This is a genomic window from Myroides sp. C4067, assembly GCF_038039665.1.
Lineage (GTDB): Bacteria > Bacteroidota > Bacteroidia > Flavobacteriales > Flavobacteriaceae > Flavobacterium > Flavobacterium odoratimimum.
Genome location: NZ_JBBPHJ010000015.1, coordinates 1 through 16,230 on the forward strand (window position 1 = coordinate 1; position 16,230 = coordinate 16,230).

A 16,230-nucleotide genomic window follows, 5' to 3' on the forward strand; every position below is an offset into this window, starting at 1 on the left:
TAGGAGATGCTGCTACTGGTACGAATTCTGCTCCTAACGCTGTATTAGCAGCTACTACTTTAAGTATTAAGAATGGTTCGATTACAGGTGGTAAAATTGCACCTACAACTATCGCTACAGGCAACTTAGTTGATAAAGCAGTTACGGTTGGAAAAATAGCAGATGGTGGGGCAGACAGAGTATTAACGACTACTGCTGCGGGAGTGGCTCAATGGGAACCTAGAGCAAACTTAGCTGTAGCTAAAGCGAACTTATCAACTGATGGAATAATCGTGGTAGGAGATGCTGCTACTGGTACGAATTCTGCTCCTAACGCTGTATTAGCAGCTACAACATTAAGCATTAAAAATGCCTCTATTACAGGTGGAAAAATTGCAAATAGAACTTTAACTGCTAATCATTTAGCTATTGTAGAGGCTAGTGACTTTAATTCTGTTTTGTCAACGGATACAAAAGGTAACCCTCAATGGTTTGTAAAAGGAAATTTAACTACTGATAACATCATTGTCGTAGGTAAAGGTGATAGTGGTGCTAATACATCTGGTCATTTTCCTTTATTAGCCCCTATGGAATTAAGTATAAGAAATGCTTCTATTACAGGAACACAAATAGCAAACAAAGCAATAACAGTAGGTAAAATAGCAGATGGTGGCGCAGATAGAGTATTAACAACTACTGCTGCGGGAGTGGCTCAGTGGGAGCCTAGAGCTAATTTAGCAGTAGCTAAAGCAAATTTAACAACAGATGGAATAATCGTGGTAGGAGATGCTGCTACTGGTACGAATTCTGCTCCTAACGCTGTATTAGCAGCTACAACATTAAGCATTAAAAATGCCTCTATTACAGGTGGTAAAATTGCTGCCACAACTATCGAAACAGGTAATTTAGCTAATAAAGCAGTTACAGTAGGTAAAATAGCCGATGGTGGGGCAGACAGAGTATTAACTACTACTGCTGCGGGAGTGGCTCAATGGGAACCTAGAGCAAACTTAGGAAATATTATTGCTGCTCATAATGGTCTTACTAAAAATGGTAGCTATATTGAGCTAGGGGGAACATTAGCTAAACCTACTACTATTACTACAAGTTCTTCAAATCAATTAATGGTAACAGGATTACCTACGGCTAATAACAAAACAGATAATGTCGTAATGGTAGATGCTAGCACTGGAGCTTTAAGACAAACAAATGCGGTGAATCCAAGTTATTTCTATCTTCCTCCAGTAAACATTACAGTAACACCTGGAGCTACTAATCAATCACTAAACATTTATAATCTATATAGTACGCAATACAAAAACCCTAGAGCTAAGAGCAATAGTGCCGCATCACTACCTGTATATAATGCAACAGAACTTAATTATTTTATAATCTATGCGGATCCTGCTGTGTTTTCAAATATTGCTGTTGACCCTTATGGAGTTATGACTTATAGTATATCTTCTAGTCCTAATGTAACAGGTAGTACATTCATTACAGTAGTACTACAAACAAAATAGGAAATACTTACTATTTACTACTTTTAATACAGTAATAATGAAAAAATTGTATTATAGATTTAAATCATTTGAATTATGAAATATATAAGTATACTTAAAAGGTTAAAACCTCTCCTCATACTCTTAATCTTATTATCTATCAGTACTAGTGAAGTTCTGGGGCAAATTTTTATACCTTTTTCAGCAAGAAAATCCACACAAACTACAGGTCAGTATAAAGGAGTATCTACATATAAACTACAAGGAGATTTTAAGATGATTGGGAATACAAACCATTATCCTAAAAATTATGATCCTACAAGAGATAATATACAACCTACAGAATATATTGATATCGATAATGACCCAATTACTGTTAACTCCTCTATGGCCGAGTTAAGGTTAGAGAGTTGTTCTGATATTGTATTTGCTGGATTGTATTGGGTGGGTACAGTACCACATAATGCTGCTGGTTCCTTTGTCATCAATGGAAAAACACTATATAGAAATAAAATAAAACTAAAACATGAAAGAAATTCATCTTATACGACCTTTACTGCTGATGCCCTGTTTCCTGAACACACTTCTATCTACTATGGTGGTTATGCAGATGTAACGAGCTATGTAAAATCAAATGGAACTGGTAATTATTATGTAGCTGATATAGCTAGTGAGCTAGCTGTAAACCAACAGAAGGTAAGTGGTTGGGCAATGGTTATTGTTTATCGAAACACAACTATGACTTGGAAGGAAATTACTGTTTATGATGGGCTTGCTGCTATTAATCTTAATACTACATTTGATATTGATATTTCTGGGTTTCGTACTCCTCCTGTTGGCAATGTTAATATCAATCTTGGTTATATGGCTATGGAAGGAGATAGGCTTGCTGTTACTGACTATCTTGCTATTTTAAATGCAAATAAAAATGATTGGGTCAAACTAAGCCATTCAGCAAATAGTGTAGACAACTTTTTCAATTCCACCATCACACCTAATGACTATAATAGAAATCGAAAATTAGTCGATAATATGGGGATTGACATTGGTAAATTCACTCTTCCTAACGACAATAATCGCTTAATTAAAAATGGAGATACAAGTACTAAATTTAGAGCTGGAACAGTCAGTGATGGACTTAACATACATACTCTTGTCTTTGGTGTAGATACCTATGTCAGCGATATTATTGCTGAAAATAAAATCACAACTTCAGGAGTAGTAGATAATAGTACTGTATCTGCAGGACAAACTATACAGTTTAACACTACTTTACGCAATATGGGATCAGAAGCTATAGGTAATGGAAAAATAGAAATTCCTCTACCTAATACTGTATACTATGCTGGTAGTAGCATTGATCAAAGTAAAGTGGTTAAAGGAGCAGTTACCTGGGTTCCTCCTAGCGGTGCCGCAGCTGGTGCTACTTCAACTAATACTCCTGGGGGAACACTAGTATGGAACTTTAATGGGGATGTACCAACATCAGCAAACAACACAACCATATTAGGAAGTTTGACCTATAATTTAAGAGCACTAGACTGTAGTCTAGTATCCTCTGCATACAATCCAGCTTGTCAAACTAATATTGAAGTAAATGGATCTGTAACAGGAAGAGGTAGAGTTACAGGAACAAATTTAGATACACCATTAGTAAAAACTCCAGGATATTGTGCGGGAGCGCGAGATGAAAGTAGTTTTAATTTAAGAATAAATGCTTCTTATTGTTCAGATGTGTCTAATGGGGTAAGAATTTTTGAAGCCTCTTGTACTACTAGTATTAGACGTTCAGACATAGTTAATGCATATCCTCTTGGAACAAAATTCTATCGTTCTGCACCAGGTACAAGTAATTATTTACAGACATTAGTAACAGGTGATTTTAGTGCTACTGCTTCAGGAACACCTTATTATGCAATCTTACCAGGGAGTAGTGAGTATTGTTATCTCAGACTTTCAGCTGTTTCAAGATCAATAACAAGTTCTCCAATAGCAAGTGATATAAGCGCTTGTGAAAGGTACCCTTTAGACTATAATAATCACCGTCCATCTACAAGTGGAGTTTCTTTATACTATTATAATAATAGTACAGATAGTACTCCCCTAACTAGCGCACCAAAACCAACTACACCTGGAACATATACATATTGGGTAGCAGAGGGAAGTTATGTAAATGGAGCACTATGTGTAGGTCCTAAGAAGTCTTTTAGAATAGTAATTACTAAACTACCTACTATAGAAAATCAAGTAGGTCCAATTTCTATTTGTACAGGAGATAGTTATACATTACAAATGCGTACTTCTTCTGACGCAACGAATCATGGCTTCTATTACACTTTACCTGGTGATAATAGAGAATATCCATTAGAAGATAATTCTTTTCCTAATGAACAAGTAAGATATGACTTCAATACGAAACAATTAAGATTTAAAAATGCTAGTAAATCTTTAAACGGTCTAAAACTCCGTTATGCTGTATTTAATAATCAAGGCTGTAGTGGAGTCTCTGATTTCTTTACAATAACAGTTAAAGATTGTGCTTTTGAAATTAGATTAAACCCTAATATGTCAATAGAGAAAAAATAAATCGATTTAACACCCAATTTACCTAACCCCCTAAACTCTCCGTTATTAAGTTAACGGAGAGTTTTTTATTTAATAATATTGAATAAAAAACACGAAATGTACTACTACATTTCGTGTTCTATAGATATAAAATAAGCCAACAAAATGGCTGGCTTGAATTATTTAATTTTTGAAGCTAATAGATAGGTTACAGCCATACGTACTGCTACTCCATTCTCTACCTGGTCTAAGATCACTGACTGTTGTGAATCAGCTACATCAGAAGTAATCTCTACTCCTCTGTTAATAGGCCCTGGATGCATGACTACGATTTCTTTATCTAATGAATCTAAGATCTCTTTAGTCAACCCAAACTGTTGAGAATACTCTCTCGTATTAGGGAAATAGCTAAAATCTAAACGCTCATTCTGAACGCGAAGCATATTCGCTACATCACACCATTCTAGAGCTTTTCTTAGATTAGACTCTACCTTCACTCCTAAACTCTCGATATACTTAGGGATTAAGGTCTTAGGTCCACATACTCTAACCTCAGCTCCTTGCATCTGCAAAGCAAAAATATTAGACAATGCTACACGTGAATGTAGAATATCTCCTACGATAACTACTTTCTTACCTGCTACATCCCCTAACTTTTCGCGGATAGAATAACTGTCTAATAACGCCTGTGTTGGGTGCTCATGTGCCCCATCTCCTGCATTAATGATACTTGCGCTTACGTTCTTAGATAAGAAATGAGCAGCTCCTGCATCACTGTGACGCATCACTACCATATCTACCTTCATGGCTAAGATATTATTAACTGTATCGATTAGTGTTTCTCCTTTCTTCACTGAAGACTGAGCAGCAGAAAAACTAATTACATCTGCAGATAAACGTTTTTGTGCTAATTCGAAAGATAGTTTAGTACGAGTACTGTTTTCAAAGAAGATATTTGCTATGGTAATATCTCGTAGAGAAGGAACTTTCTTAATCGGACGATTAATTACTTCCTTAAAGTGATCAGCTGTTTCGAAAATTAAATCAATATCATGTTTATTGATATACTTAATTCCTAAAAGGTGATTTACGCTTAATTCTTTCATTGTACTTCTATGAGTAGATTTAGGTAGTTAGTTTTTTTCAGTTTCTTCTAGAAAGACTGCATCTTCCTGTTCATGTTCAGACCAGTGTACACGGATAGTCTCCTCGTCAAAGGCATCTACTTGTCTTCCTCTATAATCAGGCTGTATCGGTAAGTGACGACTAAAACGACGATCTATTAATACCAATAGTTCTATCTCTGCTGGACGGCCAAAAGACTGTATAGCTGTCAGTGCGGCACGTATACTACGTCCTGTATAAAGCACATCATCTATAAATACGACTTTCTTATCTTCTACTAAGAAGTCTATTTGTGTTTTATTCGCTTCAAGAGTTTTTTGATGTCTTCTAAAGTCATCTCTAAAGAAAGTAATGTCTAAAAAACCTAAAGGCACTTCAGATATACCATATTCAGTCTTAAGGATGCTTTTAATGCGTTCTGCTAAAAATTTACCACGCGGTTGAATACCAATAAGAAGGGTATTAGAAAAATCAAGATGTTTTTCTACTAATTGACAAGCCAAACGGTGTAGAATGATATCAATCTCTTTTGAAGTAAGTAATACTTTTGGATTCATATATAAAAGAGTTGTGTTTGGGGGGTAAATTTACAATTAAATATCATTTGTCACCAATTTATTAAACATATATCTTCTAAAAAAATGTAGTTAATCAAAGGATGCTTTCTAAATCATATTGATATCTTTGGATAAAGATTAAAAATTCTATTGCTCATGATCAAGTCTAAATTCATACTATTCATTACTTTAACCCTATCTCTAGCACTGCATGCTCAGAAGATAGAAGACCCTCTTCCTTTGACAAATAAACAAATACAAAAAGAACAGTGGGTCATACAGGACAAAGAGAAAAACCTAATTCTACAATGGACTGATGGTGCTCTAGAAGTAGCATTAGCCAACAAACCGATTAATCAAGATCAGAAGAAAACAATCTACGCTCGAATACCTGCTCAGCAAATCAAAGATAACATTACAGAATATGTCTTACTAACTGATAAAACAGAGTTCTTATCTACTCCTACAACAGTTAATTGGACACAAGAAGACTTAGAGTTCTTTCGCGTTTTAGAGTCTAGTGCTATCACTGTGAGTAGTACAACGGATGTCTTAATGCTTAAAAAAGGTACAGAGACTAAATATGTGTTCTATAACACAGCTTTTGACCGTATGTGTAAGTTCGTCTCTAGATTTAACTGGGGACTAATTGCTTTAAATAGAGATTCAGATAATCTACCTAAGATGATTACTTCTTTTGATTTTGAAAACAAAACCATGACAGGTACGATAGATAATATCCCTTTTGAGGTGAAGTTTGATTTCTATTTTGATCAAGATACTTTTTATTTCAAAAGTTTCGAAATTCCTTATCATGCTAAAAATAGAGCAAGTCGTAAAACAAAAGAGAGATACGGGAGATACTTCACAGATAAAACATATCGCTATGATATCGCTGAACAAACACTAAATTTCTATCAAGACGAAAAGTTAGTACTCATGTTTGGTTTCATGCCTAAAGAGTAAAACACAATCCCTATAATCTTTTAAAATACGCAAAAAAAGAAATACAACTCCTTATTATCTATATCACTTATTGATTTATATTAAGTTATCAATAATATATCTCTTATAAATTGTGTTATTAAATAGGAATTACTATCTTTTCGCAATCATTTACAGATACTTCTAAAAAAACTAAACACATAATAATCAATCTATTATAATTAAATAGTTAACAAAAAGAGGGTAAATGCATCACATATATTTAGAATTATTTTAATATTTATTATGAAAAAATACGCTACTAGTTTATTTCTTTGTTTAACAAGCTTAGTAACTTTTGCACAACAAGGTTTTTTCGATTCTCAAGAAAGACATCCATTAGCACCAGATGGTATATGGAATGTGAGATGGGTATTACAAGACAATAGCAAACCTGGGACACTAACTCCTACAGATAAACATATCATGCTTAATCGTGAATATGGATCTACTATCACTGGATTTGCTGGATGTAATGTGTTTGAAATTCCTGTAACGAAAACTTCTGTTAACTCAAAAGGTACACATCTGACGACTCGTTTTGATTCTAAAACGAACAAAGAATGTGCTACAGACGTTAAGTATGATGAGAACAAGTTCTTAAAGCGTATTTCTAATGGTACAATTACCTTTAATGAAAAAGAAGGTTTATTATACCTAATGACTAAAGATAGAATCGAGTACGTATTCGCTGATGAGAAGTTAGATAAAGTAGCTAAAGATGTACGTCGTTATGACTGGAAACTAGTAGAGCTAGATGGTGGTGAAAAAAGACCTTATAGACAATGGATTACTTTTGACTTTCACAATTACTTAGTGAAAGGAAATAACGGATGTGCTTTATTCGAAGCTCCATTTGCTATTAATACAAAAACGAGTACAGTCACTTTGTTTGAACTTCAATCGGATACTACTAAATCATGTGGTAACAGTAGCAAAGACGAGTTCTTAAAATACTTTGACAATTCTACTTACCCATTCGAAATTACAGATCAGACTCTAAATATCTTACAAAACAATAAGGTGATTATGAAGTTTGACTTAGCAAAGAAAAACTCTTTATAAAACACAAGACTGTAACAGAATACAGTCATGAAAATATCTAAAACCTGTGAAATTATACTTCACAGGTTTTTTTATACAACTAACTATAAATCAACCTAAACAGAATACAGTCTCAATATTCTCAGCTTTCTAATGAGGGTTAAATAAAAATTAAGATAAGCTTATAAACGCTTTACAATTGATAAATTCTTTACCTTAGTGGATTAATAACAATTTAGTTTTATGAAAGCTTTAATTTTTAATGGTTCTTTAGACGAAGAAGCATTCCGTACATCGCGACGCATTGCACAGTATTATGCAGATCAGTTCATAAATTCTAATATTGAAGTTCGACAGGTTCACTTATCAGATTTTCAAATTCCTATATTTCAAGCTAAATTAATGGATAACGTCCCAGCAGACGTAATGACCTTTGCAGATGCTTTTAGAGAAGCAGATGTGATGATTTGGCTTACTCCACTCTACCATGGTAGCCTTACTGGAGTAATGAAGAATGCTATCGATTGGTTAGAAATAACAGCTAAAGACCACCCTGCTTATTTGACAAATAAAATAGTAGGATTTACATGTTGGTCAGCTGGTAACCAAGCTATGCAAGGTATACAAGCTCTAGACAATATCGCAAAAGCACTTAGAGCATGGTCTTTGCCTTATTCTATCCCGATTAGCAACTCTGACTTATATGAAGACAATGATATCTCAGAAGTCTACAAAAAGAAAATGTCAATGTTAACCGACCTTCTAATAGAGAGCCAAACGCGATAAAACAAAAAGCCTATTTGAATACTCAATAGGCTTTTTTGTTACTATCAGAACAACAATAATTTTTGGTGGTTGGTATTTCTGTATTTAAGTGCTAAGTAAGAAAAAGAGAGGTGCCTCTACCTCTCATTCCCTATAAAACAATTTTTGAAAAACACCTTATTTGGATTTCACTAAATCCTTTCTTAATTAACACTCACTTTTAATCAAATCATTAAAACAATCCCTCCTTAAACTCAATTCAAGTTCTTTTTCACAAGCAATATTTTTAAAAAACTAAGCTTAGGAGGGAATGAAAATTATAAGAGTCTTTCTCAGTCTTTATAACCATATTCTAATCGATATGGAGATGACGAAAACACGATAAAGACTCCTTGAAACATAATACAAATCAATTAAACTGAAGCTAACTTGGCTAGAGCTGACACTCCTTTTAACTATGAAAAAATTATTGTAAAAACAATAAAAGAGCTATCTATAAAACTTGTTTAACCAATCATTATGTATCAACTATTTTGTTGTTATGTTTTTTGTACTGAGCAAATGTAAACATGTTTTTATACTATACAAACCCCTGTAAATACTGGCTTTTTTACCTCAATCACCTAATGTAGATAATAACCATAATAAGTTCACTCCTCATAAAATCATTAAACTAGCACTTGTCTCTACCACCCTACATCTCTTCACATTTAACAAACAAAATAGTTAACATACTACTCATCTAATAACTAATCTACAAAAACACTATTGACTTATTCTATAATAAACAGTCTATACATTCTACTTCTAATTTTTCTTAAATCGCTAATGGTGATAAGAGCACAAATGTTATTTAACAATTAATTAACTTAACATAATAACCTTTATTAGCTAAATACAACAACTAAATCATCTGATAAATAAGAATAAAGTTCATTACATTCCGTTTTTATGATAAATAAAGAGTTCTATTAATAGAAAAAGGCAGTGAGATAACTCACTGCCTTTACTATTTTTATACTCATATATTATCTTTGAAGGATAATAAACTCTGATCGTCTATTCTGTGCGTCTTCCCATTCACTACATGGTTCACATTCTACTTTTAGCTCTTGTGATCCATATCCCTGAGATTCTAACCTACTACTTTCTATACCTTGTGATACAATATAGTCAAGTGTAGCCTTCGCTCTATCATTTGACAATTTTAAGTTATAAGCTGGATTTCCTTTACTGTCAGAGTGTGAGTTAATTTTAACTCGCATACTAGGGTAGCGCTTCATCACTTTTACTAGCTTATCTAATTCTATCTTACTATTCTCTGTAATTTCGGTCTGATTAAAGGCAAATTGGATATCTCCTAATTCGATTTTGTCTTTCCCTATTACGAGTTCTTCTAGAGGCCTTAAGAATACGTCTATCTCCTGTACCCCTTCTTCAGCATTGACTGTGATATCAATGATTTCATCTAAATAATCTGGGTGAGAGACCTTAATCTTATAAGTCTCGCTACACTTCACTTCTCCTCTAGCCATCCCACTTCTACTAGATACGCCATGATCTTCTACTCTACGCCTAGTATTGATAAACTCTACTTTAGCATCAGCTACAGGAGTATTAAAGCTCTTGTTTTTAAGCATAGTTCTAAACTCTACAAAGCACAGCGGGAATGCCTTATATATATCTGTACGACCTATTCTATCAGAAGAGAATAATCCCATATTCTTATCGGGATAAAAGCTAAAAGCGAAATCGTTCTTAGCTGTGTTAATAGGTTCTCCAAGATTAGTAGGTGCATTAGATAGATTATTTAAATCTGATACATACACATCCATTCCTCCATATCCTCCCCATCGATCAGAACTAAAGTATAACTTATTGTCTGACGAAACGAAAGGATAATCATTACGAGTTCCTGAATTAATCACTGGCCCAAGGTTCTCTGGTTTTCCGAACTCATCATCTTCTAATAGGGCTACACGCCATATGTCTAATTCTCCATAACTTCCTGGCATATTAGAGGCAAAGTATAAGAATTTGCCATCAGGCGATAATGCTGGGCTCGTATACATAAAGCCTGCACGGGTAAAGCGCAGTGGCTTTACTCTCTTCCACTTCTTTTTCTTCTTTTTAGCGTAGAATAGACTCATTAAATGATCTCTATGCTTAACGTTATCATTCTTTCTAAACTTCCTGTTTCTATAGGCTTCTGAAGCGAAATAAATACGTTGTCCATTAGCAGAGATCACACTAGGTCCATCATTAAACCTTCTGTTGACACGCCCTTTAATACGCGTCACCCCTTTTATAGGTTCATCTTTTCCCTTAAACTCAGCAGTATAAAGATCATAGTTAGGCTTGCGTTGCCATTTATCTCTTACTTCAAATATCTTTCTAGGTATTTTCTTTTCGTGCTTCGTTCTATTTGACGCGAAGTACAGTGTATCACCAGGATTTAACCATGCTCCAAAATCGTCATATTCTAAATGATTAAGGCCTGACTCCTGAAACATATAAGTAGGATATCTGTCAACTAAGTCCTTATGTGCATCTGGTTTGGCTAGAAAGTCTTTTGCTCTTGCATCTTGAGGTGCTCTACGAACGAATTGTTGCATCATATCTTTGGCTGCTTCATAACGTCCATTCTTCTCCATCACTTTAGCATACTTATAATAGATATCTGGCTTAAGTGTAGAGTCGTTTTGAGCGATTGCTTTACCATAATACCTAGATGCTTCAATATCTTGATTTAACCTATCATAACAATCTGCTAATTGCAAATAAATATAATCAGCTGTACGACGTCCTAATATAAGTCTTTTATATTCGTCAGCCGCCTTAGCATACTCGGTATTCTTATAATATTTGTCTGCTCGTTTTAAGCTTGGTTTCTTTTTTGCTTGTACAGTTATACTTAAACTACACAGTAAAACCATCAAAAAAATTCTCATACTATTCTGTTATATAGACCAATAGAGATAAATGTACTCTATTTTAACTATTTATTACTCAAAAATACTACTTTAATTACTTACTATACTAACGTATATTCTGTAAATTAGTTGTTCAGAATCAGATAAAAATCCCTTCAGTATGAATATTGAATTAAAAAAAGCATTCTTAGCTCTTTATGACACTTTTAAAAAAGAAGATGCTCAAAAAACAGATCGATTAGATAAGTGGCGCAATATAGAACCTGAGTCTGCAGAGTTCCTTTCGCTATTAGTCAAAACAAAACAAGCTAAGAGAATACTGGAACTAGGTACTTCTAATGGGTTTTCAACAATATGGTTAGCCGAAGCTGTATCTCACCATCAAGGAGAAATTATCTCTATAGATATCGAAAGGGAACGTACAAATAAGGCATTTGAAAACCTAAAACAATTTAACCTACAGTCTTATGTGGAATTGCTAACCTATGACGCAGGACAATATCTAGCAGACACTAATCTTGATTTTGATCTTATCTTATTAGATGCAGAGAGAAGTTATTATACAGGATATTGGAAAGATCTAGAACGTCTATTAGATCAGACTGAGTCTAGCTTATTGGTAGTAGATAATGTAATCTCACATGAAGCAGAAGTAGAAGAGTTTATCAATGGAATAGATGAGAATAAGTTTAAGAAAGTCATCCTCCCTATCGGAGCAGGATTGTTATTAGTTTCTAAGCAGTAAAGAAAAAGCGTGAATAATCTCATTCACGCTTTTTTACTTATACTACTAAAATTGTAGCTATTGGTGGTCTGGTATGACTAATTTATCTTGTTTATACTCTCCTAATACCTTTAAGTATCGAGTAGCCTTAGTTACTTCTTCCATCGCCTTATAATACTTGTCATAATCTTCATTGACTAAGACAACACCTGCGTGGAATGAGTACTGGAACACACTTCCTGACAGAGGTACAGACTGTATCTTACTCAAGTTTAAATCATGAGAAGCTAGTATCTCTAATACTCTATTTAGACTTCCTTTTTGGTGATCTGTATAAAAATATAGTGAAGCTTTATTAAACCCTTCTACTTTCTTAGGCTCTCTACTTAACAAGAAAAATCGTGTATAGTTATCATACACGTCATGGATATTCTCTGCTAAGATCTCTAGATCATACATCTCTGCGGCTAATGTAGATCCGATAGATGCAACACCTTTATACTGTTTCTCTTGGATATTTCTAGCGCATGTAGCCGTATCATCCATCGCTAGACGCTTCCAATCAGTATATTGATCTAAGAAGTTCTCGCATTGTAATAAGGCCATAGGGTGTGTACGCACCTCTGTGATATCCGCTAATGTCTGTCCTTTTAAGGCTAGTAAATTATGTCTAATAGGAAGAGCAATCTCTCCCCAAATATACAAGTCATTCTTAGTTAACAACGAGTAATTAGGTAATATAGATCCTGCAATAGAGTTCTCTATCGCCATCATGCCATAATCTACTTCTTTATTGACTAACTGTTTTACTAACGAATTAAAAGTAGGACTATCCACTATCTCTACTTCTTCTGAACCAAAGAACTTCCCAACTGCTTCATGGTGGAAAGATCCTTTGATTCCTTGAATGACTACTGATTTCATAAAATATGTTTTTGGCTTTAATAATTTGCAATATTGGCAAACTATCAAAGTTAGTAGTTTATACTTATAATAAGCAGTTTTTATACTCCATATTTTAAGTTTTTATTACTTTTAGCTTATTAATCCCTATTGAATTTAAATTAATCACACTAATAACACTCTAAAGCAACTAATTACTAAACATATGAGTATAACAATCAGACCTTATCAACAAGAAGACAAGCAAATCTTACTCAATATCCTTCAACTCAATGTCCCTACTTATTTTGCGCAAGAAGAAGTAGATGACCTAGCGCTATACCTAGATCAGTATCTAGACCTCTACTATGTAGCCTTAGACAATGACAAGATTATAGGTGCTGCAGGTATTAACAGAAACTTCGAGAAGGAATTTGCTTCATTGAGTTGGGGATTCTTACATCCTGATTATCATCGAAAAGGTGCAGGTTCTCTACTCTTAAAACACAGATTAAACCTCCTAAAGCCTGATCATAGAATCAAAACAATACAAGTGCGTACCTCTCAGGTGGTGTACCGTTTTTTTGAAAAACACAATTTTGAAGTGATAGAAACTCAAGAAGATTATTGGGCAAAAGGTTTAGACCTCTATGTGATGCGTTTAAAATACTAAAGAAAACAAATTAAGCGTTAAAACAAGTAGGGAATTAAAAACAGTTTTGTAATTTCACCTCAATAAAACTCACATCATTATGAAAAAGTTATTCGTTATGGCGGCTATCTTAGCCATTACACCCATTTTTGCAAACACACACCATACTAATATTAATACCAATAAAAGCATTATGACACAAACCCCAAAAGACAAAAAAACAATTTACCAATTTAAGGTTACTGACCTTTATGGAGAAGAGTTTGACTTTGCTTCCTTAAAAGGAAAGAAAATCATGATTGTAAATACTGCTTCTGAATGCGGTCTTACTCCTCAGTATAAACAACTTCAGAGTATGTATAATGAATTCGGAGGAGACAACTTCGTCATCGTTGGTTTCCCTGCGAATAACTTTGGATCTCAAGAACCAGGTAGCAATGAAGAAATCGCTACTTTCTGTGAGCAGAATTATGGTGTATCATTCCCAATGATGAATAAGATATCTGTAAAAGGAGATGATATTGCACCGATATATGAGTTCTTAACTAAAAAGTCTAAGAATGGATTAGAAGACAGTGAAGTACAGTGGAATTTCCAAAAGTACTTAATAGACGAAACTGGTCATTTAGTGAAAGTAATCAACCCTAGAACACTACCAGATGACCCAGAAATCAAAGCTTGGGTTAAGGCAAAATAAGTCACTTTACATATTTAACCTTAAATCCTCAGCTACCATTTACTGTGAATTAATTCTACTTTACATAGCTTCAATTAGCGATTAAATGTTTTCTGCGGATTTGAGGTTTAATACAATGGGTTTGTTCGTATCTTTGGGTTTTACTTTTAAATTATGAACTATCCACAAATAGAACTAGCGCAAAGTATTATTGAAATTTGTAAAGCAAAGAATATTCAACATATAATCATATCACCAGGATCACGCAATGCCCCATTAACAATAGGCTTTGCTAGTGATCCTTTTTTTACGTGTTACAGTCTCGCAGATGAGCGCTGTGCAGCCTTCTTTGGTATGGGAATTGCTCAACAGACAGCGTTTCCTATTGCCTTAGTCTGTACGTCTGGTTCAGCCCTTCTTAACTATTATCCAGCTGTAGCAGAAGCCTTCTATAGTCAGATACCGATGGTTATTATCTCTGCAGATAGACCTTCCTCTAAGATTGATATAGGAGATGGTCAGACCATCAGACAGCGCAATGTATATGAGAACCATATCGTGTACAATGCTAATCTAACAGAAGAGGCGAGTAATGAAAATGATATTCTAATTAACAATGCTATTAATACAGCGATAGCCCAAAAAGGCCCTGTGCATATCAATGCTCCTTTTGAAGAGCCGCTATACAATACTGTAGAGGAACTTACAGTTACTCCTACTATCATCAACCTAGAGACGCTACCTCTCCAATTCAAAGAGTTTGATCAATATATAGATAGTTATAAAGAGGCAACTAAGAAGTTGATCCTTGTAGGTGTTAATACACCTGATGCACTAAGTCAGGAGATGATAGACTGGTTAGCAAATGATCCTTCTGTTATTATCATGACAGAGACTACCTCTAACCTGCACCACCCTCACTGCGTAGAACATATCGATCGCATCATTACCACATTCTCTGAAGAAGATTTCTTAACCTTTCAACCTGATCTTTTAATTACTTTTGGAGGAATGGTGATTAGTAAGAGAATCAAAGCATTCTTGCGTAAGTATAAACCTACTCAACATTGGCATATTGATACGCTAAGACATTATGATACTTATAATGCGCTTAACAAAGCAGTATTAGATACGCCTGAGAACTTCTTCCAAACCATTAAAGAAAACGTAGAACACTATACTACATCTAACTATTACACTTGGATGCAGAGCATTGTCACAGCTAGACTAGCTAAGCATGAGGCATATTTAAAGACAATACCGTTTAGTGATTTAAGTGTATTCGAAACCTTATTTGCTCAATTGCCAAAAGGAACCCAATTGCAAATCAGTAATAGCTCAGCAATACGCTATGCTCAATTAATCAAAATAGACACTTCTAACCCTGTTTATTGTAACAGAGGTACTAGCGGAATAGATGGAAGTACTTCTACGGCTATAGGGGCTGCTGTAGCTACCCAAAAGCCTACCTTATTAATCACAGGAGATATCGGTTTTCTTTATGATAGTAATGGACTGTGGAATAACTATATTCCTAAAGACTTTAAAATACTATTGCTAAACAATGGAGGTGGTGGTATTTTCAGAATCTTGCCAGGACATAAAGAAACACCTGTATTTAATACTTACTTTGAGACAAGCCATCATCACACAGCTGAGCACTTAGCAAAGATGTATAATTTTAAATATCAAACAGCGACTAACAAAGAAGAACTAGAACAGCAATGTCAATTGTTTTTTGAAGATAATAACGGTCCTGCTATTCTAGAAGTATTCACTCCTACTGAGGTTAATAATACAGTACTGAGTAACTATTTTCGCAATATGTAATTTTAACAGCGATTA

12 protein-coding genes and 1 pseudogene are annotated in these 16,230 nt (G+C 34.3%); 9 read left to right on the top strand and 4 right to left on the bottom strand.

Annotation, left to right across the window (positions count from 1 at the left end; genetic code table 11):
- Together AABL87_RS11565 and AABL87_RS11570 are read left to right on the top strand one after the other, a co-directional pair.
- Window positions 1-1,499: pseudogene (locus tag AABL87_RS11565) on the top strand (hypothetical protein); the annotation flags it as partial.
- A 75-nt stretch (window positions 1,500-1,574) separates the two neighbouring features.
- Entirely contained in the window at window positions 1,575-4,064 is a 2,490-nt protein-coding gene (locus AABL87_RS11570) for a hypothetical protein (protein WP_341277377.1), read from the top strand.
- 158 nt (window positions 4,065-4,222) lie between these two features.
- On the opposite strand, the gene AABL87_RS11575 is transcribed toward AABL87_RS11570, so the two are convergent.
- Both AABL87_RS11575 and pyrR read right to left on the bottom strand, forming a co-directional pair.
- Window positions 4,223-5,149: an aspartate carbamoyltransferase catalytic subunit gene (locus AABL87_RS11575; RefSeq protein WP_006261576.1), complete on the bottom strand. Its 927-nt coding sequence runs from the start codon at window positions 5,147-5,149 to the stop codon at window positions 4,223-4,225.
- A 27-nt stretch (window positions 5,150-5,176) separates the two neighbouring features.
- Window positions 5,177-5,725, bottom strand: a complete 549-nt coding sequence (pyrR, locus tag AABL87_RS11580; protein ID WP_006261577.1) for a bifunctional pyr operon transcriptional regulator/uracil phosphoribosyltransferase PyrR — start codon at window positions 5,723-5,725, stop codon at window positions 5,177-5,179.
- A gap of 156 nt (window positions 5,726-5,881) precedes the next feature.
- On the opposite strand from pyrR, the gene AABL87_RS11585 reads away from it, so the two are divergent.
- From AABL87_RS11585 to AABL87_RS11595, 3 genes are all read left to right on the top strand, one after another.
- The gene (locus tag AABL87_RS11585) at window positions 5,882-6,691 is read left to right on the top strand and encodes a hypothetical protein (protein WP_341277378.1); all 810 of its coding nucleotides are present in this window, start codon (window positions 5,882-5,884) and stop codon (window positions 6,689-6,691) included.
- Window positions 6,692-6,955: 264 nt separating this feature from the next.
- Window positions 6,956-7,774 (top strand): META domain-containing protein, encoded by an 819-nt coding sequence (locus AABL87_RS11590; protein ID WP_006261579.1) that lies wholly within the window; start codon window positions 6,956-6,958, stop codon window positions 7,772-7,774.
- 222 nt (window positions 7,775-7,996) lie between these two features.
- Window positions 7,997-8,539, top strand: coding sequence for an NADPH-dependent FMN reductase (locus tag AABL87_RS11595; protein WP_006261580.1), 543 nt, complete (start codon window positions 7,997-7,999; stop codon window positions 8,537-8,539).
- Between the two features lie 1,007 nt (window positions 8,540-9,546).
- On the opposite strand, the gene AABL87_RS11600 is transcribed toward AABL87_RS11595, so the two are convergent.
- Window positions 9,547-11,469, bottom strand: coding sequence for an OmpA family protein (locus tag AABL87_RS11600; protein ID WP_286432687.1), 1,923 nt, complete (start codon window positions 11,467-11,469; stop codon window positions 9,547-9,549).
- Window positions 11,470-11,611: 142 nt separating this feature from the next.
- On the opposite strand from AABL87_RS11600, the gene AABL87_RS11605 reads away from it, so the two are divergent.
- Window positions 11,612-12,196 (top strand): O-methyltransferase, encoded by a 585-nt coding sequence (locus AABL87_RS11605; RefSeq protein ID WP_041892778.1) that lies wholly within the window; start codon window positions 11,612-11,614, stop codon window positions 12,194-12,196.
- Between the two features lie 57 nt (window positions 12,197-12,253).
- Here AABL87_RS11605 and AABL87_RS11610 read toward each other — a convergent pair whose 3' ends face one another.
- Window positions 12,254-13,099: a prephenate dehydratase gene (locus AABL87_RS11610; RefSeq protein ID WP_006261583.1), complete on the bottom strand. Its 846-nt coding sequence runs from the start codon at window positions 13,097-13,099 to the stop codon at window positions 12,254-12,256.
- A 184-nt stretch (window positions 13,100-13,283) separates the two neighbouring features.
- On the opposite strand from AABL87_RS11610, the gene AABL87_RS11615 reads away from it, so the two are divergent.
- The 3 genes from AABL87_RS11615 (at window position 13,284) to menD (ending at window position 16,215) form a co-directional block, all read left to right on the top strand.
- Window positions 13,284-13,730, top strand: coding sequence for a GNAT family N-acetyltransferase (locus tag AABL87_RS11615; protein ID WP_341277379.1), 447 nt, complete (start codon window positions 13,284-13,286; stop codon window positions 13,728-13,730).
- Between the two features lie 79 nt (window positions 13,731-13,809).
- The gene (locus AABL87_RS11620; RefSeq protein ID WP_041892786.1) at window positions 13,810-14,406 is read left to right on the top strand and encodes a glutathione peroxidase; all 597 of its coding nucleotides are present in this window, start codon (window positions 13,810-13,812) and stop codon (window positions 14,404-14,406) included.
- 153 nt (window positions 14,407-14,559) lie between these two features.
- Window positions 14,560-16,215, top strand: a complete 1,656-nt coding sequence (gene menD / locus AABL87_RS11625) for a 2-succinyl-5-enolpyruvyl-6-hydroxy-3-cyclohexene-1-carboxylic-acid synthase (protein WP_341277380.1) — start codon at window positions 14,560-14,562, stop codon at window positions 16,213-16,215.
- The last annotated feature ends 15 nt before the right edge of the window (window positions 16,216-16,230 follow it).